The sequence below is a fragment of the Salinivibrio sp. PR6 genome (assembly GCF_001995955.1).
Classification (GTDB): Bacteria; Pseudomonadota; Gammaproteobacteria; order Enterobacterales; family Vibrionaceae; genus Salinivibrio; species Salinivibrio siamensis.
The window spans coordinates 62,087-81,455 of the sequence record NZ_MUFA01000003.1; the positions used below are offsets into that span (position 1 = coordinate 62,087).

18 protein-coding genes are annotated in these 19,369 nt (G+C 50.9%); 7 read left to right on the forward strand and 11 right to left on the reverse strand.

From position 1 onward, the window contains the following. Positions 1-31: 31 nt before the first annotated feature. The 3 genes from tkt to BZG72_RS02990 all read right to left on the reverse strand — a co-directional run bounded on the left by tkt (position 32) and on the right by BZG72_RS02990 (position 4,272). The gene (gene tkt / locus BZG72_RS02980; protein ID WP_077638397.1) at positions 32-2,026 is read right to left on the reverse strand and encodes a transketolase; all 1,995 of its coding nucleotides are present in this window, start codon (positions 2,024-2,026) and stop codon (positions 32-34) included. A gap of 98 nt (positions 2,027-2,124) precedes the next feature. Next, positions 2,125-3,075, reverse strand: a complete 951-nt coding sequence (tal, locus tag BZG72_RS02985) for a transaldolase (protein WP_077638396.1) — start codon at positions 3,073-3,075, stop codon at positions 2,125-2,127. A gap of 180 nt (positions 3,076-3,255) precedes the next feature. Continuing rightward, complete coding sequence (locus BZG72_RS02990; protein ID WP_077666047.1) at positions 3,256-4,272, reverse strand: sugar-binding transcriptional regulator; 1,017 nt, start codon at positions 4,270-4,272, stop codon at positions 3,256-3,258. A 418-nt stretch (positions 4,273-4,690) separates the two neighbouring features. Here BZG72_RS02990 and BZG72_RS02995 point away from each other — a divergent pair, with 418 nt between their 5' ends. After that, positions 4,691-7,183: an EAL domain-containing protein gene (locus BZG72_RS02995; RefSeq protein ID WP_158075438.1), complete on the forward strand. Its 2,493-nt coding sequence runs from the start codon at positions 4,691-4,693 to the stop codon at positions 7,181-7,183. Between the two features lie 16 nt (positions 7,184-7,199). Here BZG72_RS02995 and murQ read toward each other — a convergent pair whose 3' ends face one another. Together murQ and BZG72_RS03005 are read right to left on the reverse strand one after the other, a co-directional pair. After that, on the reverse strand, positions 7,200-8,114 hold the full coding sequence (gene murQ / locus BZG72_RS03000) for an N-acetylmuramic acid 6-phosphate etherase (RefSeq protein ID WP_077666049.1): 915 nt from the start codon (positions 8,112-8,114) through the stop codon (positions 7,200-7,202). Positions 8,115-8,123: 9 nt separating this feature from the next. Next, on the reverse strand, positions 8,124-9,236 hold the full coding sequence (locus tag BZG72_RS03005; protein WP_077666050.1) for an anhydro-N-acetylmuramic acid kinase: 1,113 nt from the start codon (positions 9,234-9,236) through the stop codon (positions 8,124-8,126). 197 nt (positions 9,237-9,433) lie between these two features. Here BZG72_RS03005 and nagZ point away from each other — a divergent pair, with 197 nt between their 5' ends. Further along, positions 9,434-10,438 (forward strand): beta-N-acetylhexosaminidase, encoded by a 1,005-nt coding sequence (gene nagZ / locus BZG72_RS03010; protein ID WP_077666051.1) that lies wholly within the window; start codon positions 9,434-9,436, stop codon positions 10,436-10,438. Between the two features lie 121 nt (positions 10,439-10,559). Here the strand turns inward: nagZ and BZG72_RS16300 are convergent, their stop codons facing one another. The 5 genes from BZG72_RS16300 to BZG72_RS03030 all read right to left on the reverse strand — a co-directional run bounded on the left by BZG72_RS16300 (position 10,560) and on the right by BZG72_RS03030 (position 14,200). Next, on the reverse strand, positions 10,560-10,736 hold the full coding sequence (locus tag BZG72_RS16300) for a hypothetical protein (protein ID WP_167369752.1): 177 nt from the start codon (positions 10,734-10,736) through the stop codon (positions 10,560-10,562). Positions 10,737-10,886: 150 nt separating this feature from the next. Next, complete coding sequence (gene hdfR / locus BZG72_RS03015; RefSeq protein ID WP_077666052.1) at positions 10,887-11,732, reverse strand: HTH-type transcriptional regulator HdfR; 846 nt, start codon at positions 11,730-11,732, stop codon at positions 10,887-10,889. Between the two features lie 79 nt (positions 11,733-11,811). Continuing rightward, positions 11,812-13,278 (reverse strand): lactate dehydrogenase, encoded by a 1,467-nt coding sequence (locus BZG72_RS03020; RefSeq protein WP_046075623.1) that lies wholly within the window; start codon positions 13,276-13,278, stop codon positions 11,812-11,814. Positions 13,279-13,296: 18 nt separating this feature from the next. Continuing rightward, on the reverse strand, positions 13,297-14,007 hold the full coding sequence (gene deoD, locus BZG72_RS03025; protein WP_046075624.1) for a purine-nucleoside phosphorylase: 711 nt from the start codon (positions 14,005-14,007) through the stop codon (positions 13,297-13,299). Positions 14,008-14,029: 22 nt separating this feature from the next. Beyond that, positions 14,030-14,200: a XapX domain-containing protein gene (locus tag BZG72_RS03030; protein ID WP_021023774.1), complete on the reverse strand. Its 171-nt coding sequence runs from the start codon at positions 14,198-14,200 to the stop codon at positions 14,030-14,032. 176 nt (positions 14,201-14,376) lie between these two features. Here BZG72_RS03030 and BZG72_RS03035 point away from each other — a divergent pair, with 176 nt between their 5' ends. From BZG72_RS03035 to BZG72_RS03055, 5 genes are all read left to right on the forward strand, one after another. Then, entirely contained in the window at positions 14,377-14,667 is a 291-nt protein-coding gene (locus BZG72_RS03035) for a hypothetical protein (RefSeq protein ID WP_077666053.1), read from the forward strand. A gap of 55 nt (positions 14,668-14,722) precedes the next feature. Further along, positions 14,723-15,637, forward strand: coding sequence for a siderophore ABC transporter substrate-binding protein (locus BZG72_RS03040; protein ID WP_077666054.1), 915 nt, complete (start codon positions 14,723-14,725; stop codon positions 15,635-15,637). Between the two features lie 75 nt (positions 15,638-15,712). After that, a complete protein-coding gene (locus tag BZG72_RS03045) occupies positions 15,713-16,660 on the forward strand; it encodes an ABC transporter permease (RefSeq protein ID WP_077666055.1) in 948 nt (315 codons plus the stop codon). Continuing rightward, positions 16,653-17,600, forward strand: a complete 948-nt coding sequence (locus BZG72_RS03050; RefSeq protein ID WP_046075628.1) for an iron chelate uptake ABC transporter family permease subunit — start codon at positions 16,653-16,655, stop codon at positions 17,598-17,600. The genes BZG72_RS03045 and BZG72_RS03050 overlap by 8 nt, the downstream gene beginning before the upstream one ends. A gap of 4 nt (positions 17,601-17,604) precedes the next feature. Continuing rightward, positions 17,605-18,396, forward strand: a complete 792-nt coding sequence (locus BZG72_RS03055; RefSeq protein WP_077666056.1) for an iron ABC transporter ATP-binding protein — start codon at positions 17,605-17,607, stop codon at positions 18,394-18,396. Between the two features lie 41 nt (positions 18,397-18,437). Here the strand turns inward: BZG72_RS03055 and yddG are convergent, their stop codons facing one another. Further along, complete coding sequence (gene yddG, locus BZG72_RS03060; protein ID WP_077666057.1) at positions 18,438-19,355, reverse strand: aromatic amino acid DMT transporter YddG; 918 nt, start codon at positions 19,353-19,355, stop codon at positions 18,438-18,440. Positions 19,356-19,369: the final 14 nt, after the last annotated feature.

Below are 19,369 nucleotides of genomic sequence, written 5' to 3' on the forward strand. Positions count from 1 at the left end.
TTCGCAGAATTAACGTGCCGTCGAGATGCGATTAAGCGAGCAACTCTTCAGCGGTGTTAACCACGTTTTCAACGGTAAAGCCGAACATCTTGAACAGCTCGTCAGCCGGTGCGGACTCACCGAAGGTGGTCATACCGACAACGCGGCCGTCTAGACCCACGTACTTGTACCAGTAGTCGGCGATACCCGCTTCAATGGCGATACGTGCTGTTACGTCTGATGGCAGCACGGACTCACGGTAGGCGGCGTCTTGCTTATCGAACAAGTCAGTGCTTGGCATAGAGACGACACGCACTTGCTTGCCGGCGTCGTTCAGTTTCGCAGCTGACTCCATCGCCAATTCGACTTCCGAGCCCGTCGCAATCAAGATCAGATCAGGCTTGCCTGCTGAGTCTTTGAGGATGTAGCCACCTTTGGCAATGTTAGCCAATTGTGCGTCATCACGCTCTTGCTGAGCCAGGCCTTGGCGAGAAAACACGAGGGCACTTGGGCCGTCTTTACGCTCAACCGCTGCTTTCCACGCGACCGCGGATTCAACTTGGTCACACGGGCGCCACATGCTCATATTCGGCGTTTGGCGCAACGTGGCCATTTGCTCAACCGGCTGGTGAGTTGGACCATCTTCACCCAGGCCAATCGAGTCGTGGGTATACACTTGAATATTCTGCACCTTCATCAGGGCAGCCATACGCATCGCGTTACGTGCGTACTCCATAAAGATCAGGAAGGTTGCACCGTAAGGCACAAAACCGCCGTGCAGGGCAATACCGTTGATAATGGCGGTCATACCAAATTCACGCACACCGTAGTGCAGGTAGTTACCGCTGGCATCGTCGGCACTGATCGCTTTCGAGCCTGACCACATGGTCAAGTTAGACGGTGCCAAGTCAGCAGAGCCACCGAGCAGTTCTGGCAGTAGCTTGCCGAACGCTTCTAACACGTTTTGTGATGCTTTACGTGATGCGATTTTGGCTGGGTTAGCTTGCAGATCGGCAATCAGCTTTTGCGTTTCGCTGTCCCAGTTGCTTGGCAGTTCGCCCTTCATGCGACGAGTAAACTCAGCGGCTAGCTCAGGGTATTGTGCTTGATAGGCGGCGAACTTCTCGTTCCATGCGGCTTCTTTGGCCGCACCGGCTTCTTTGGCATCCCACTGTGCGTAAATATCTTGTGGGATCTCAAATGGGCCATGCTCCCAACCGAGGAATTCACGCGCGGCTTGTACTTCATCATCACCCAGTGGTGCACCGTGGCAGTCGTGGCTGCCCGCTTTATTGGGTGAGCCGTAACCGATGGTGGTCTTGGTGCAGATCAATGTCGGCTTGCCGGTTTCCGCTTTTGCCGCGTCAATGGCCGCTTGAATAGCCGCCGAATCATGGCCATCTACTGCAGGAATTACGTGCCAGCCATAAGATTCAAAGCGTTTCGCGGTATCGTCAGAGAACCAACCTTCAACATGACCATCGATAGAAATGCCGTTGTCATCCCAGAAGGCGATCAGCTTGCCCAGGCCTAGGGTGCCGGCGAGTGAGCATGCTTCGTGTGAGATACCTTCCATCAAGCAGCCATCACCCAAGAATGCGTAGGTGTGGTGATCGACGATGTCGTGGCCGTCGCGGTTAAATTGCGCCGCGAGCGATTTCTCTGCCACTGCCATGCCCACTGCATTAGTGATGCCCTGGCCGAGTGGACCTGTGGTGGTTTCAATACCCGGTGCGTAACCATATTCAGGGTGGCCTGGGGTATTCGAGTGCAATTGACGGAACTGTTTGAGATCGTCAATCGATACGCCATACCCGGTCAGGTGCAGTAGCGAATAAATCAGCATAGAACCGTGGCCGTTTGACAGTACGAAACGGTCACGGTTGGCCCAATCTGGGTTTTGTGGGTTGTGGTTCATGTGGTCGCGCCACAAGACTTCGGCGATATCAGCCATGCCCATTGGGGCGCCTGGGTGACCAGATTTGGCTTTTTGAACACCGTCCATCGCAAGGGCGCGGATGGCGTTAGCTAGCATTTTGCGTTCCATGTGTTTACCTACAGGTTGAACAGGTGAAATAGGGTCAAACAGTATCATAAAAGCGGACTGAGCCGCTTTTATTGTGTTAAATCACGCTTTGTGTTGGATCACAATTGTTCGCGAATCATGTCTTCAAGCTTGCCTTGGTCTACCGCAAAATTGCGGATACCCTCAGCGAGCTTTTCAACGGCCATCGCGTCTTGGTTGTGCTCCCACAAGAATTCAGCATGTGTCATACGCGCTGGGCGCTGCTCGGTGGCCCCCACGTCTTTTAACTTAACTGGCACGTCACCGTCGGCGTCGCTAAGCTCTTGCAGCAATTGTGGGCTGATGGTGAGACGATCGCAGCCAGCAAGCTCTAGAATTTCGCCTGTGTTACGGAAGCTTGCGCCCATCACTACGGTGTCGTAGCCGTGAGCTTTGTAGTAGTTGTAGATGGTGGTGACAGATTTAACGCCTGGGTCTTCTGCCGCCTCGAAATCACGGCCTTCTTTGGCTTTGTACCAATCCATGATGCGGCCCACAAACGGAGAAATCAGGTAAGCGCCCGCTTCGGCACAGGCTCGTGCTTGTGCGAATGAGAATAAGAGCGTCAGGTTACAGTTGATCCCTTCTTTTTCCAGGATTTCTGCCGCACGGATACCTTCCCAAGTTGACGCCAGTTTGATCAGAATGCGCTCGTTGCTGATCCCAGCTTCGTTATACATGCTGATAAGCTTGCGCGCTTTGGCAACACTGGCTTCTGTGTCATACGACAAACGTGCGTCTACCTCGGTAGAGATACGGCCAGGGATCACATTGAGAATTTCTTTACCAATGTTGACGGCGAGACGGTCACAGGTATCGGCAACCTGTTGGTCTGCATCGCTGCTATGTGATTTTGCATAGGCAATGGCTTCCTCGATCAGCGGCGCATATTCTTTAATTTGCGCGGCTTTGAGGATCAGAGAAGGGTTAGTTGTGGCATCTTGCGGTTGGTATTTTTTAATCGCTTCGATGTCGCCTGTGTCAGCGACCACTGTGGTTAGGGCACGGAGTTGATCCAGTTTGTTGCTCATCTTCACTCACCTTCTTTACGTGGTAGGCCCAGACGCCGAATAACGTGCTAACGCTTGCTCTGAATATGAACAGATGCAACGCGTCTGAGCAAATGATGTGACGATCTTTGAGTTTTTTACGTCACTTGTCAATTGTATTGCGACATAAAGAGAGTTAAGTCTCACTCTTTCGTCACGAATTTACTCATCCTGTTGAAACGTGAACGCGGTTTCATCGGGAGCAGGCTCAGACATGTTGAGCAGCGCCATCGCACAGCTGGCACTGGTGGCCAACACATCAATCACGCCCGTGCGCAAAGCGCCAAGAATAGATAAGGCTTTGCGACTTTCACTGGCCATCGCGATAACGCTGGGAATACGCGCCAAATCAGGCATGGCTAGCCCAACCACTCGCCCTCGCATCAAATTATCGGTGGGTTGTCCGTCGAGACGGAAAAAATCAAAGCCACCGATGTCTCCGACAATACCATGGTTAACACGTGCTTCAACAAATTCGCGTGCGGTAAAGCAGCCCAATTTGACCATATGGCTATTTTCGTCCATGTCCCCAATGCCGACCAGGGCGAACTCTGCCTTTCTCGCCTGGTTCAAGGTTTCACTGATATTGGGATGAGAGACAAACACTTGCTGGATTGATTCATTATCGACGTAGGCCGGGGCATACAGGGTTTCACTGCTGCCGCCAAATTTTTTGGCGAGACGCCGGCAGATATGATCCGCGTTAAAGGCATCACCACTTCGGTGGGTACCGCCGATAGCACAGACAAAGCGCGCTTGGCGATGAGAGACGACTCCGGGGTGATCAGCCACCGCGGCGACGTTTTGGCCTTGTCCCACCGCGACCACCATGCCGTCGTTGAGGTTACCATCCAAGTAAGTGGAAACTAGGGTCGCGACTTGAGTGCGCTGCTCTTCGGGGGTGGGTTGATCGAGAGAAATTAATGCGCGTTTGAGATTAAATCGCGCCATGAGCCTTTGTTCTAACTGCGCGCTGTGCACCGGGTGAAACTTCACCGTGATTTCAACAATCCCTTCCTCACGTGCTTTTCGGAGCAGGCGGCTGACTTTGGGGCGACTTATTTTGTATTTGCGTGCGATCTCCTCTTGGGTCGCGCTTTGCTGGTAATACAGAATGGCGATTTCGGTAAGCAAATCAGTGTCTTCGTGAACGTTATCTAGGGACGTCGGCGTACTCATGTATTTTGGTCTCGCTCATCGATCGAATCAAACTCACCGCACACTGTACGGCTGACTGCAACGGTGATCAGTATAGCGAGCTGACGAGATTTGAACAAATGTTATGTTTAAAAACGATTGTTCATTGTTTTAGGTGCAACCACAAGTCGTGGAAATATCTGATTGATGGCACGGACAGGCTTTTTAAAGGCGTTATGTTTGAAAAAATAGCCATTACTATCTAGTTTTATTAAGTCCCTCCCAGGTCTCCGGACAGATTAATTTAAAAGATGTACACAGAAAGGGGAGTAAATCTTGGGCGGCAGACTCGTTTTTGGCTAAGGAGTGTATTTTTATGCACGCATTGCAGTCTCGGCAGCCCCTTATTTGGGTGACGACCTTGTTCATACTGGTGGTTATGTTCGCTGTCGGATTTTGGATGACGAGTTTGAGTCGCACCACAGCGCCCGAACTATCACTGGTGGATACGGACTATAGTTATTTCATTGACGAGACGAACGAGCTATCTCTTAACTATGTGCTCGATCATGCCCCCTTTACGAAAGCCGATAACACGGGTGAGATCCCGTGGAAGCTGGCTTATCAAACCTATTGGATCAAGCTTGAGTTTAATTACCACGGATTGACTGAGCGCGACATTCATGTGCTCACCGATAACCCACTGATTGACTATCTAGACGCGTACCATATTTTGGATGGCGAGCAGGTGCGCTCACAGATAAAAGCAGGGGATAAAACATCGGCACGCTTGAGCCGCTTGCCAATGCCCCATTCCATTCCGGTTAACTTACTGCCGGAGCGCGATAACCAATTACTGCTTAAGGTGACATCGAATGATATGGCGATCATGCCGTTAAGCGTGATGTCGCACCAGGCGTTTGATCAGTTATCTCGGTCTTTGCATTTGGTTTGGGGCGGCTTCATCACCTTTACCTTTTTGGCCGCGCTGTATAGCGCAGGGGTGTATGTCTACAGTCGTCAGCGCGTCTATCTCATTTTTGTGCTTGTCGCTCTAATGAGTACCTTGCTTGTGAGTGTTAATCATGGTTTCAGTCGCTACTTTTTGCCGGACCCGGTGCAGATATTGATCAGTAATCACTTGGTGGCGTTGGCCGTTTGCCTACTCATGGCGGGATTATGGTTCACCTACTATTTTCTAGACTTTGAGCGAAGTCGGCTTTATCAGCGCGCGCGTTCACTCTTTTTTATGACCACCGGGGGGCTGTTTGGCTTGGCCTTGCTAAGTTTTATCACCCCCACGTATGTGTCGCTTTCATTTGTTTTTATCGCGCAATTACCGGTCTATGGCTTGGTGGCCTATTATGTATGGCACCAATGGCAACCCAATAAATTTTGGCTATCGCTCTTTACCCTCTGTTGGATCCCGGCCATGGTGGGCGGGGTGATTTTCTACGCTCTGATGCTCAACGTTATTGATTACAGTCTGCTATCACGTTACGCACTGATGATGTCGCTGGGAATGACCATGATTTTCTTTTCATTGGCTCTCGCTGAACGCTTTCGGTACCAGCGATTACAGGAAATGCAGGCGCTGACGCATGACACGCTGAGTTATCTACCGAATAACAATGTGTTACATATGGTGATCAATGATTTGATCAGCCGGAATGCCCGTTTCAATTTGTGCTGTTTATCAGTGGATAATTACAACAGCCTGCTTCCGTATTTAGATGAGCACGCCCGCGAGGAATACATTAACGCGATTGCTGGCCGTATTAATGATGTGTTGATGATGCAACCTGTTTTGGGAGTGAAAACCGACAGTGATATGCCGGATTATCGTTTGGGTTGTTTAAAAGAGGGCGTGTTTGCGTTTTTGATTGATGATGTCGACCACTCGGCTTGCGATACGATTCTCGATTCCGTCATTAAAGGATTAAATGGTGACTTATGTGTTGGCTCATTTGTGACGCAAGTGAATGCGCGTATTGGTGTTTGCCACTATCCCAGTGACGGTGACCACCCAAGCCTTTTAATCAGCCGCGCCCTGAGCGCCATTGATCAACATCGATCGCTTGCCAGCCACTATGCACATTTTAATTCTTACGAGCAACGACACCATCAATTGCATGTTTCTCTCGTGACCGACCTGAGGGATGCTATCGAGAATGATCAATTAGAGCTGTATCACCAACCGCAAATTGATTTACGCACTGGCTCTGTCCATGGCTCGGAAGTCTTAGCGCGTTGGACGCACCCTGAGTACGGGCAAATATCGCCTGAAGTGTTTGTACGGATGGCAGAAGATGTCGGTATCATCAATAACCTCACTCTGTGGGTGATTCAGCGGGCTTTCCAGCAGCAAGCGCAGCTGATCACTAACGGCCATTGTCGTCGCCTGTCAATCAATATCAGTGCGTCTGATATCTATATTCCGGATCTGGCCAACCGTGTGGTCGCGCTGGCGCATCAATATGACATACCGACTAACTTAATTTCGCTGGAACTGACAGAGTCGGTGATGGTCGAGGACTACAACTGGCTAAAACAACTGATTACAGCACTATCAGCCAGTGGCATTGAAGTATCGATCGATGACTATGGCACGGGCTATTCCTCGTTATATTTCCTCTCGCAACTCCCATTCACTGAGCTTAAAATTGATCGCAGTTTTGTGCGAGATCTTCACAAGAGTGGTCGTCACCAAAGCATTGTTCGTGCGACCACGGACATGGCGCGATCACTGGGGGTAATGGTCGTTGCTGAAGGCGTGGAAACCGAGGAAGCGGAGACATTACTGCGACGTTATGGTGTCGATGTGTCACAGGGCTATTATTACTCTCGGCCGCTTCCGTTCCAACAATATCAGGCTTACGTTGAGCGCATGGACAGCGTGCAACCGACCACGGTGCTAAGAGAACAAAATATACGCTCGTCGTCAAGTGGATAAGAGTGGGTACATTGCATCAACCTAATTGCAATGCATCACGTAAATGCCCATTGGCCTGCTGAAGCCGCTGCCGTGCCGTCGCCGGGTCTTGCTCCGCTAAAATCATAAAAATGGCGACCTTCACCTCACCATCTGACTGTGACAGGGCGTGTGTTGCGGTGTGTTCTTCACATCCTGTCGCTTCCATCACGATCAACGTGGAACGGGTAACCAGTTTATCGTTGCTGGCTTTTACATCGACCATCAGGTTTTGATAGCACTTGCCCGTCTTTATCATGGCGGCGGTGCTCAGCATATTTAATACCAGTTTTTGTGCAGTGCCTGACTTCATTCGGGTTGAGCCTGTGAGCGCTTCAGGGCCAACTTCGGGCGTAATGGCAATCCGGGCGTAGGCGTTAATGGCGGCATTGGGGTTACATGACAAAGCGACCGTGACTGCGCCAATTTGCTTGGCGTAATCGAGTGCACCGATGACATAAGGCGTGCGGCCACTGGCGGCGATACCGACCACCACATCCTTCGCGGTGAGGCCTTGTGTGACCAAATCCGCTTTACCTGCATCTGGGTTGTCTTCCGCGCCTTCTTGGGCGACGAACATAGCAGGCTCGCCACCGGCAATCAGTCCTATGACTTGCTGGCTATCCACCCCAAAGGTGGGCGGGCATTCGGCCGCGTCAAGCACACCCAGTCGACCACTTGTCCCCGCACCGATGTAGATAAGACGACCGCCTTGGTTAAAACTTGCCGCAATCGCATCGACCGCTTTTGCAATCGCGGGGAGCTGCGTCTGCACAGCGGAGGCTACGCCCTTATCCTCTGCGTTAATCATTGTCACCAAGCCAAGTGTGTCTTGTTGGTCGATCGTCAGTGTATGCGGGTTGCGTGTTTCTGAGAGTAAGCCTTTTAGCTGGTCGACGCTGGGGGCTGACATAATCGTTCCTCAGTAAGGTAGATAAATGGCACCAAGACAACAGGCTTGCGTCGCGCCTGTCACGGCGGGCACATTGCCTGGTTGGTGATTAAGGGTTTGCCTGGCCAGCCAAGCAAAGGCAATGGCTTCCATATCGTCGCAACTGATACCGGCATCGTCAGTTTGTGCAATGGACCATTGCGGAAGTGCCTGTTGTAACGCATGCATCAATGCCTGGTTGTGCGCGCCACCGCCACACACGAACACTCGGCCACGCTCTAATGGACGGATCGCTAACGCGATACTTTCGGCAGTCAATGCCAGCAAGGTGGCTTGCACTTGGTCTGGAGAGAGTGAAAACGCGAGCAGGTGACGATCGAGCCAATCGAGATTAAAGTATTCCCGCCCGGTACTTTTAGGTGCCGGACGTGAGAAGTACGCGTCGGATAACAGGCGGTTGAGTAAGGGTTGATACGCGCAGCTGGTGGCTGCCCACTCGCCATTTTTGTCATAGGCTTGATGACGGTGACGCTGCGTCCAGGCATCCATCAACATATTCCCTGGGCCCGTATCATAGCCATATAAAGGGCGATCGGGGCAAATCATTGATACGTTGGCAATACCGCCAATATTCACTACTGCGGTGGCTTGTTCGCTATCGGCAAAGTAATCATTGTGAAAGGCGGGCACCAAAGGGGCGCCTTGACCGCCATACGCCATGTCTTTACGCCTAAAATCAGCGACAGTGGTAATGCCGGTTCGTGCTGCAATCACATTGGCGTCGCCAAGTTGCATGGTGAATGGATAATCGCCGCTCGGTTGGTGATAGACGGTTTGACCATGACAACCGACCGCCGCGACATGTTTAGGCAGTAACGCCGCTTGTTCAAGTAGGGTATTGATGGCACTGGCGTAACACTCCCCTAAGCGACGATCGAGTTCACCCAAGGCTTTGACTGACATCGGATGACCTCGGCTCAAGGTGATCACAGTGGCTTTAATATCCTGCGGTAGCGGGTCACTATGGCGAGCAATTGACTCCACGTGGCCGGCTTGAGTGAACCGGACAGCGACGACATCAATGTTGTCTAAGCTCGTCCCTGACATAACACCTATGTAGATATCGGCGGCGGGTTGTGGCATCGGGTGCTTCCTTACAGTAGTCCAGCGATAAAATGACGATAAGAACCAAGGTACTGAGTATAAACAGATTGCGATAAGTAGCAAAGTGCTTGATGATCCCTTTGTGGTACTGGCGCCTTGCAATAGTGAATGGTCTGATTGGACGAATATAATCAAAGTGGTTGTCAGTGGGTTGACAAGAGTATGAAGGAGAAACGATGGGACCGGTTTGGCTAGATGTGCACACCGAGCAACTTGATAACGAAGAGAAAGAAATCTTGGCACATCCCTCTGTGGGAGGCGTTATTCTATTTGCTCGCAATTATTTTGACTCCGCGCAGCTGCGTGCATTAACTCAGTCAATACGCACAGCGGCGGGGCGCGATATCCTCATCGGTGTTGACCAAGAAGGGGGCCGTGTTCAACGGTTTCGCGACGCGTTTACCCCCATACCCGCAGCGCAGTCTTATGGTGCGTTAAGTGCGAGTCCAGCGCTCGCGGAGCAAGCGGGTTGGGTGATGGCAATGGAGCTGATCGCTCATGGGATTGACCTCAGTTTTGCGCCTGTGCTGGATTTAGGATTTGGGTGTGCGGCAATCAAAGACCGTGCCTTCGGTGCGACACATCAAGCTATCACTGACTATGCTGGCGCCTTTGCTAAGGGTATGCGCGTGGCAGGCATGGCCACCACGGGGAAACATTTTCCTGGACACGGTGGGGTGAAAGAAGACTCGCACTTAGTGACACCTGAGGATACGCGCGATATTTTGCACTCAGACGACTTTGCGATTTTCCAATCGTTTATTGCGCGGGGACTCGTGGATGCGATGATGCCTGCCCATGTTATTTACCCGCAATATGATGCCTTGCCAGCCAGTGGCTCGCCGTACTGGCTTACCCAGATTTTGCGCCAGCAACTTGGGTTTAAAGGGATTATTTTCTCGGATGATTTAAGTATGGGCGGTGCGCATTTGTTCGGCGACGCGCCCGCGCGTGCCAAAGCGGCGCTTGATGCGGGATGCGACATGGCCTTGATATGCAATGACCGCCACAGTGCGGTGTCGGTGCTCGACGCTTTGCCCATTCAGTCGGTCCCTGCTGCTGAGACATTGCGGGTGCGCCAATCCGTGGAGTGGCAACGCTTACAGCAAGATCCGCGTTGGCAGTCGGCACAGCGTGAGATTAAGCGACATGCAGAAGAGTGGCAGGCGCAACAAGCCTGAGCGAGTGCACCAATGTCAACGTATTTCAGGACGGGACACAACAAGCAAAAAAGGCAACGTCATCACGTTGCCTTTATCCTATTAATGACGAGTGCAATGCACCGCGAGTCTTGCCTCGCGATTAGCGATCTTCTCCGAAATAACTGTCGTCGTGTTGCGATCGGGAAGCGCGCTTATTGTTGCGCTTCTTGTCTTTTTTGCCGCGTGGCATATCGTCATCAAAATCGTCGTGGTGGCGAGATTTAAACTTCTCTTTATGTTGCGAGCCGTGTTTTAACCATTGATCCCACTGTGCCATGGTGGTGTTTTCCTAACGCTTGTTGATTGTCAGTGCTATGTGTAGCCGGAGTGTTAGACACATAATGTTTGCCTAACGATTCTAAGATAGCCTAAAAATTGAACGTCGACTAGTGAAATAGGCGTGAATTTACCGATTTTTTCTGAGCACTTATAACTGACCGGTCGATGATACTAACTCATTGATTAACGGTTTTTTATCGCTGTTAGTGAGCCAGGTAAGGTAAAGGGGGTGGGTAAGAATATGGCCGTGATCAATAAGATGGAGTTGTCCGTTGTTCAGATAAGGGTGAACTGCCAGTGACGGTAGAAACGCGACGCCGCCGTGCACGAGTAAATAGTTTAATGCCAGTTGGCATGACTGGGTATGTAACACGGGTGAGCGTTGTAGTGGCGCAATTTGGCTTTGCTCAAGTGAAAAGCGAGTTCCCCAATCAAGATAAACCAGCGGTAGCGTGTCGCTCGTGTCCAGTGTGAGCCCCGGTAAATGGCTAACTAACTGAAGTTGATAATCGCCTAGGTGGTGTGATTGTAACCCTTCAAGCTTAGGCAGCTCTGAGGTCAATCCGGCATCAATACGTTTTTCAATCAAATGGCGTGCTAGCAACTGGGCGGGTGTCGACTCGGCACGGATCAACCAGTCTGGGTGCGCCGCATACACGCGGTTGACCCATGTGCTGACGCCATCGAGTTCCCACAGCATCGGGGAGGCGGCAAGCGTGAGTTGTGCGCTCGTGTGCTGCATCGCACTGACGTCCTGTTGGGCGCGCTGCCACGTTTGCAGCATGGTTTCGGCGTAAGGAAGTAAGCGCTCACCCGCATCGGTCAGACGAACATTATTGCGCTGACGAACAAACAGTGATGTATCTAGCTGGGTTTCTAGTTGGCGAATGCGAAAGCTCACAGCGGACTGGGTCAGGTAAAGGTTTTCCGCTGCACGACCGAAGTGACGCGTCTTGCTCACTTCAATAAATGTACGCAGTAGTTGAATGTCCAATGGCGTTTTCCTTCTCGGCGATATCGGGCATTTAGACAAAAAACTTCGATGCACGTCAAGTGAATGCGCGCGAGGTGGATCAGAGCATCAGATCTGCCAGTGTCAAAGGGCGTTCGGTCAAGCCAAGCCGTTGGGCTGGGGTGAGATGCGCGCGGTCTTGCCAACATAAGTTATGCCATGCGCGATAGATATCCAGCAGGGGCAATAGCCCACCAGGGCGCAGCCGGCGTCTCGGCTCATTGACCAATAGTGAAAACTGCTGGTGGAAGTGTTGTTGATATTTTTTCAACGCATCACAGCTTGCATGGGTTAACCAATAGGCCTCTTGACCTTTGTTTTGGCCATGATCGCAGATTGCTTTAGCACCGTCGCCACTGCGAGTAAAGGCCCAACGGTCACGCCACCAGCTTAGCAAAACGATATCAATTTTTTCTGGCTCTGATCCGGGCTGCCAACCGGCATCCTGCTCGACGTATACATGGCTGACGCGCTTATCTCGAATATCGGCCTCGAAAACGGAGAGGCAAGCAGAGCGCAATAAGGGCTCTTGCGGCGAAAAAACCACAATTTGCTGCCAATGTTCGATTAACGGCTTGAGGTTGAGGTAATGCGCATACGTAGTGTATTGAGGGCGGATCAGCGTACCGCGATTAGGATAAATAAAGTGCAGCGGCTGCGTATAGGGGTCTTCGACATTCGAGCGAGCAAAGACGTCGCGGTATTTGGCATCCACTCGACCCAGTAATCCCTCTGGGCGTGCCACTGTATCTTGCGGCTGACCCGCACTGTGCGTCGACATAAAGCGACAGTCAGGCTGATAAGGGTCATGATGTGTGTGCAAGTGGTGATGGTCATCCGTATGATAATTCACATCTTGTTGCAGCACGTAGCCACTGTGCGCTTCTCCTGTTGCCAGCCATTGCACGCCATTGTCGCTCTTGGGTTGCAAGGCGGTGTGGACACTGGCCAAATGGCCCGTTGAGGTATCGGCTAAAAACCGGCTGTCGTAAGCGGCAAGCTTTTGTCGGCAGCGCGCGGCTATTTGGTTAAGATGGTCGTAGAAGGTTTTCGGGTTCAGTGACAGTCTTCGGCAGATGTCACGCACTGTGTGGCCAGTAAAAAGAAACGCTAACAGCTTTTGCTGTAACTCACTTTTTTTGTTGACCCCAGACCAGCGGTCGACAAAGGTGCTTTGGCAGCTTTTGCAGCGATAACGCTGACGATCGCCACTATAGCCGAACGCATGATAACAATGCCGATGCGTGAGCACGGGTTTACCTAAATGCTCACATTCTGGGTTGGTACAGGCACACAAACCATCGGCATGAAGTTGACGCTGAGCAATCAGCTCAGCTTGAACATCATGGTTATTTAACAGTGGAGGAAACGCGCCACACTCTCGGCACACCAAGGTTGGGCGAGCAGGATTGGTGTGTTGAACCAAGTAATCTTGCTCATCTTTCGACCCAAAGTTGGGGCAGGTGAGTGTTTTACAAAAGTTTAGCTGTAATTCACCGGCTGCAAGAGGCAGCTTACTGCTTGACACGTTTCCTCCGACCAACACTTACAGGTTGATCGCGGTTTCTAGCGAGACCGTCATCATCTCGTTAAATGATTTTTGACGCTCGTCAGAGCTTAGTGCTTCGCCACGGATGATATGGTCAGACACGGTTAGGATGGTGAGTGCACGCGCACCCAGTTCAGCCGCAACACCGTAGATGCCTGCCGCTTCCATATCTACAGCGAGGATACCTAAGTTATCCATTTTGTTGAACAAATCACCTTCTGGGCTGTAGAACAGATCGGCAGAGAAGACGTTACCGACACGCACAGACACATTCTGCTTACGTGCTTCGCCCACGGCCGTTTCCAGGAGGTGATAGTCAGAGATAGCCGCGAAGTCATGGCCAGCAAAGCGTGTACGGTTTACTTTCGCATCCGTGGATGCGCCTTGTGCGATGATGACATCCATCAGTTTGACATCGTCTTTAACCGCACCACAGCTGCCGACGCGGATCACGTTCTTAACACCGTAATCTTTGATTAGCTCATGCACATAGATTGAGCAAGATGGGATCCCCATGCCGTGACCCATGACAGACACTTTTTTGCCTTTGTAGGTGCCGGTGTAGCCGAACATGTTACGTACGTCGGTGACGCGCTCCGCGTTCTCGAGAAAGTTTTCGGCAATGTACTGCGCACGCAGCGGATCACCAGGCATGAGGACAGTTTCAGCAAATGCGCCGTCTACAGCATTGATATGTGGGGTAGCCATAGTGTGCTCCAATTATCTTTAGTTAAGAGAAAAAGCGTTCGATCACAGCTTGGTAAGCCATGCCGCCAAGGTAGATACCAACGATGCCCATGATCCCAGAAATTACCGGGGGAGCAGGCAGTGGTAACTTGATCGCGCTGAAGAAAAAGCCAACAATGGCGCCAGCGACGACCGCAAGTAAAATTTCGTTCATTATAACCCTCAAACATCTAGTTAGGTGCAGTCCAGCTCAAATCGGTACCCAAATTGCGACAGTCATAGCTGTCTTTATTGTCTTTTAAGTGGTGCCGCATGAGATGAGTCCAGTGTATGTAACCCATGCGCATTTACGCGCGATCTTGATCACAACTATCCCCATATTAGCGCGTAATGGCCACAATGATTACTAAATATGTTGATAGTGTCGATGCAATCGCTTGCGTTTTGGTCAAATGGCGCGGTTTTATCGCCTCTCAGATGCGTGATGATGACGAATCAACAGCAGGTAGCCGATTCAATTGCGGTTTTTTTGCGCAGGATCAAAACAGTTTTGGTAAGCGTAACTGGCATCGCCGGATGAAAGACATGATGACTGGCCTTTGCGTGCGAAACCTATTGCCTCATGCCATGCGCTTAATCAATAACACTATAAATATGAATAATTCTCACTTCTATTCGTGACTTGTTTATTCAACTGCGTTAGCATTCCCCCACCGATTTTTGCGAGGAAAGGGCTATGCAAGCTTTTCGTTCATTTTTTCCATTTATTTTTCTCACTGTTTCTTTGTTGTTGAGCAGCCAGGCGGCCGCAAAAACCATCACCCATACAATGGGCACCGTTGAAATCGACGGCGTACCACAACGCGTCGTTGTGTTGGGGCAGGGCAGTTTAGATGTGCTGGATCGTCTCGGTGTTGAGCCTGTTGGCGTGGTGAAGTCTTTAATGCCGGATTATCTTGCCAAAACCTATCAAGACGATAAGTATGTCGCGGTCGGGACGGTGAAAGAGCCTGATTATGAGGCCATTTTCACCGCTAAGCCGGATTTGATCATTGCGGAAGCGCGTATGGCCTCGCTCATGGGTGAGTTAGAAGAAATCGCTCCGACAATTATGTTTCGAGCGGACTACGAGAATTACTGGCAAAGTGTGCAAGCTAATTGGCGCATGCTAGGCGAGGTGTTTAACAAGCAAGAAAAAGTCGACGCGATCATTGAACAAATGAATACCAAAATCGGGCAGACCCATGATAAAGCGGTGGCAGATAACTTTAACGCGTTGATGGTCATGAGCAACGGCAGTAAAGTGGCGATGTTCGGCGAGAATAGCCGATTTGGTATGGTGTTTGATGAGCTAGGCTTGAAACCTGCGAAAAGCGATGATGTAGAAGTGGCAGGCTCACACGGTAATTTGATTTCGTTCGAATATATTGCCGACGCCAACCCAGATGTCTTATTAGTCCTTGATCGTGAGCAGGCGATTGGGGAAGGTGAAGGCAAGGCAAAAGCGCGTTTTGATAATCCTTTGGTCAACAAAACGCATGCTCACCAACAGCAACGTATCAGTTATCTCGACCCAACCGCGTGGTACATTACCATGGCTGGCATGACGGCGATGGATAAGATGATCGATGATGTAAACCGCGTGCTTTAATCATCATACGAGAAACAAACAGACCCAGGCTGGCCCTGGGTCTTTGTGGTTATAGACCTCAACGGTAGTGATTCTGTGAAGTATCTTTCTATTCCTGTCCTCGTGGTGCTGGCGATCCTGTCGATATCCATTGGTGTGGCGCACGTGTCCTTCGCGAGCTTGTGGGCGGGCGATCCAGAAGCGTGGACAATTTTTACCACCAGTCGTATTCCTCGGTTACTGGCTATCTGTTTGGCTGGTGCGGGTTTAAGTGTGGCTGGACTCATCATGCAGCAGATCTGTCAAAACCGCTTTGCCGCGCCCGACACTACCGGCACCATTGATTGTGCGCTGCTGGGTTATGTGCTGACGTTGGTTGCGTTTGGGGGCGCCAGCCAATGGCTGGACTTGTCCGTTATTGTGGGGATGGCGATGGGTGGCACTTGGCTATTCGTCCATTTTCTCCAACGACTGAAGTTTAAAAATACCGTGCTGGTTCCCTTGATTGGCATTATGTACGGCAATGTCGTTTCTTCGCTAACCCAGTTTTTAGCTTATAAGTACGATCTGATTCAAACCTTGCAAGCGTGGACGGTCGCCAACTTTTCGTCGGTGCTCGCGGGAAATTATGAAGTACTCTTTGTGGCTATTCCGGTATGTGGTATCGCCTATGCGTATGCCAGCCAATTCAGCGCCGCCAGTATCGGCGAAAGCTTTGCCAAAAACATTGGCCTTGATTATCAAAAGGTAGTGCTATTCGGTGTCATGGTGGTCGCGTTGCTGTCGTCTGCTGTGGTGATGATTGTTGGGGTCATCCCCTTTCTTGGCTTAATTGTGCCCAATGTTGTCTCGCTTTTTATGGGCGATAACATTAAACGCAACTTGCCTTGGACGGCCTTTTGGGGCGTGGTGTTGGTGTTGAGCTGCGACATTCTGGGCCGTGTCATTATCTTCCCTTATGAAGTCCCGATTGCGATGATCATTTCTATCTTAGGCGGTGCGGTGTTTATCTATCTAGTGATGAGGGACAAAGCGAATGCGTGATGGTATCAAGCTTTCCCTGGTCGCAATGGGTGTGGTGCTCGTGGCGGGGTACTTTTTAGGGCATGGATTAACGGCGGATAATTACGCGTATTTTCTTTCGCGACGAACCCCTAAGGTTTTGGCAATCACGCTGGCTGCCGTGGCCATCTCTGCCTCTTCGCTGGTGTTTCAAACCATCACCAACAATCGGATCCTGACCCCTTCGATTCTGGGCTTTGATAGTTTATACGTTCTCTTGCAAACCGTTTTATTGGTGGTATTTGGCTCAAGTAGCGTATTGCTGATCAATGCGTACGCGAATTTTACCGCCAGTGTGGTGTTAATGACGGTAAGTGCGACTGTGTTGTTCACGCTTTACTTTCGTCGACATCGCGCCAACATCTATACGCTGCTGTTAATTGGTATTGTGTTAGGTAGCGTGTTTGGCAGTATCAGTCAGTTTTTTACCTTGTTGGTCGATCCGAGTGAGTTCGCCATCCTGCAAGATGCGATGTTCGCCAGCTTCAACAATGCTAATCGTGAGCTGGTCTATGTCAGTGTACCGGTCTTAGCCGCCTGTTTGCTGGTGCTATATCGATTTAGCAATCAGCTTGATGTGTGCTTGTTGGGTGAGGATAACGCAACCAGCCTTGGCATCGATACGCGCCGACTCACACTGAAAGTGATGATGGTGATTGCGGTGATGATTGCCTTATCAACTGCTTTGGTTGGACCGGTGCTCTTTTTTGGTTTGATTGTGGTGAGCCTCGCACGACAAATGTTTGTCAGTTATCAGCATCGTTTTTTAATTGTGGCCACCAGCGTGTTGGCCGCCTTTTTGCTGTTAAGTGGCCAGTATGTTGTCGAACAATGGTTTGGGTTTGAGACCACGGTGAGTGTGATCATTAACTTTGTCGGTGGCGGTTACTTTTTGTATCTACTGACGAAAAACAAGTTTTAACATTATGATTGAATTAATTGGATTATCGAAAGCTTATGGCCAAACAAAGGTGGTCAATCAAGCCAGCGCACTGTTTCCACTCGGTAAAGTGACCGCTATCATTGGTCCCAACGGGGCTGGGAAAAGTACGCTGCTATCGATGGCGAGCCGACTGACAGACAGTGATGCCGGTGAGGTGTTGATTGGTGATAAACCACTGAGTGAGTGGAGTAACCAGGCGTTGGCGCAGCGCTTGGCCGTGTTGCGTCAAGCGAACAACGTCAATATGCGTTTTCGGGTGCGTGAGTTGGTTGCATTTGGGCGCTTTCCGCATTCCAAAGGGCGGCTAACCGAACAAGACAACGCGGTGATTGATGACGCCTTAGCGCAACTCGGGCTGACAGAGTTGCAAGAGCGCTTTATTGATCAGCTCAGTGGCGGTCAGCGTCAAATGGCATTCATTGCCATGGTGGTGGCGCAAAACACCGACTATGTTTTCCTCGACGAGCCACTCAATAACCTCGATATTCGTCACTCTGTGGCTATTATGAAAACGGTACGAGAGTTGGCACACCGATACAACAAAGCAGTGGTGGTGGTGATGCACGATATCAATTTTAGCGCGTGCTACGCCGATAACATGATTGCGATGAAAGCGGGTGAAGTGGTTGCCAGTGGCCAAGTGAAAAACGTGGTGACTAAACCCATCATGGAGCGGATTTACGAGATTGATTTTGAAGTCGAGGAGATAAACGGGCAGCGCATTTGTCTGTATTATGGCGCCGCCACGCCATCGATGGCCGCTGCAGAGTCTTAAGCGTGTTGTGAATGACTAGCCGCTATTAGCGGCTAGTCGTCTTAGTGTGCTTTGGCCTCTGTGCGTTTGTTCGCCGCTTTTTTAACGGGTGCCCGAGTCAGCCACCAACTTGCCAGTGAGCCTAAAGTGACCATGGCCACACCTTGCCAAAAGGTGAGCGTCAACGAAGTAGAAAGTAGTACTGCCGACAATAAGGTCGATAAAATAGGGATGAAATAGGATAGGGTGGCCAAGACCATCAAATTGCCCTTGAGAATACCTATATTCCACAGCCCATAACCGCCTCCCATGGCGAGTCCAGCGAGCAGCACATAGCCGCTGGTTTGCCATGAAAGATGCATAGCGGGTGCGTCAGAGGCGAGATAGCCCACCCACAAAGTGACCGCGGTGGCACAGAAAAACCAGGTGATCCCGTTCTTACCCTGCGCACGCATCTTGGTGAGGTTGCAGTAAATCGCCCAAATAACCGCACCGCTAAACGCCAATATATAGCTAACCGGGTTCGACTGAATGTTGGCCACAAGGTGAGACCAAGATACGCCTTGCTTGCCTCCTACTGTCCACACCACGCCCATAAAGGCGACGACTAACGCAGGATAGAGCCACAGGCTTACTTTCTGACGGGTCAAAATAACCGAAAACAAGACAGTTAAGCACGGCCAGAGGTAGTTGATCACCCCCATTTCGATAGCTTGGGTGCGGGTATTCGCCCAAGCCAATGAGAGCGCTAAGCACAATTCATACACGACAAATAAAACGCCGCCAATCAGCAAATATTGGCGCGGGAAGGTGTTGAGTTTGGGGAGGCCGACGACGACAATCAAACAAAGAGAGGCAAGCGTATAGATCGCCGCTGCGCCACCGAGTGGCCCAAGCAGTTCGGTGACATGACGGATAAAGGCGACATTGCTGCTCCAAAGCATGATGGCGCCGCATCCGGCCAGCGTATATCGGTTCATGAGGTAGCCGTCCA

Bases quoted from the DNA above. Each gene is read 5' to 3' on its own strand.
- tkt (WP_077638397.1), bottom strand. From the start codon at position 2,026: ATGGAACGCAAAATGCTAGCTAACGCCATCCGCGCCCTTGCGATGGAC.
- tal (WP_077638396.1), bottom strand. From the start codon at position 3,075: ATGAGCAACAAACTGGATCAACTCCGTGCCCTAACCACAGTGGTCGCT.
- BZG72_RS02990 (WP_077666047.1), bottom strand. From the start codon at position 4,272: ATGAGTACGCCGACGTCCCTAGATAACGTTCACGAAGACACTGATTTG.
- BZG72_RS02995 (WP_158075438.1), top strand. From the start codon at position 4,691: ATGACGAGTTTGAGTCGCACCACAGCGCCCGAACTATCACTGGTGGAT.
- murQ (WP_077666049.1), bottom strand. From the start codon at position 8,114: ATGTCAGCCCCCAGCGTCGACCAGCTAAAAGGCTTACTCTCAGAAACA.
- BZG72_RS03005 (WP_077666050.1), bottom strand. From the start codon at position 9,236: ATGCCACAACCCGCCGCCGATATCTACATAGGTGTTATGTCAGGGACG.
- nagZ (WP_077666051.1), top strand. From the start codon at position 9,434: ATGGGACCGGTTTGGCTAGATGTGCACACCGAGCAACTTGATAACGAA.
- BZG72_RS16300 (WP_167369752.1), bottom strand. From the start codon at position 10,736: ATGGCACAGTGGGATCAATGGTTAAAACACGGCTCGCAACATAAAGAG.
- deoD (WP_046075624.1), bottom strand. From the start codon at position 14,007: ATGGCTACCCCACATATCAATGCTGTAGACGGCGCATTTGCTGAAACT.
- BZG72_RS03030 (WP_021023774.1), bottom strand. From the start codon at position 14,200: ATGAACGAAATTTTACTTGCGGTCGTCGCTGGCGCCATTGTTGGCTTT.
- BZG72_RS03035 (WP_077666053.1), top strand. From the start codon at position 14,377: ATGGCCACAATGATTACTAAATATGTTGATAGTGTCGATGCAATCGCT.
- BZG72_RS03040 (WP_077666054.1), top strand. From the start codon at position 14,723: ATGCAAGCTTTTCGTTCATTTTTTCCATTTATTTTTCTCACTGTTTCT.
- BZG72_RS03050 (WP_046075628.1), top strand. From the start codon at position 16,653: ATGCGTGATGGTATCAAGCTTTCCCTGGTCGCAATGGGTGTGGTGCTC.
- BZG72_RS03055 (WP_077666056.1), top strand. From the start codon at position 17,605: ATGATTGAATTAATTGGATTATCGAAAGCTTATGGCCAAACAAAGGTG.
- yddG (WP_077666057.1), bottom strand. From the start codon at position 19,355: ATGAACCGATATACGCTGGCCGGATGCGGCGCCATCATGCTTTGGAGC.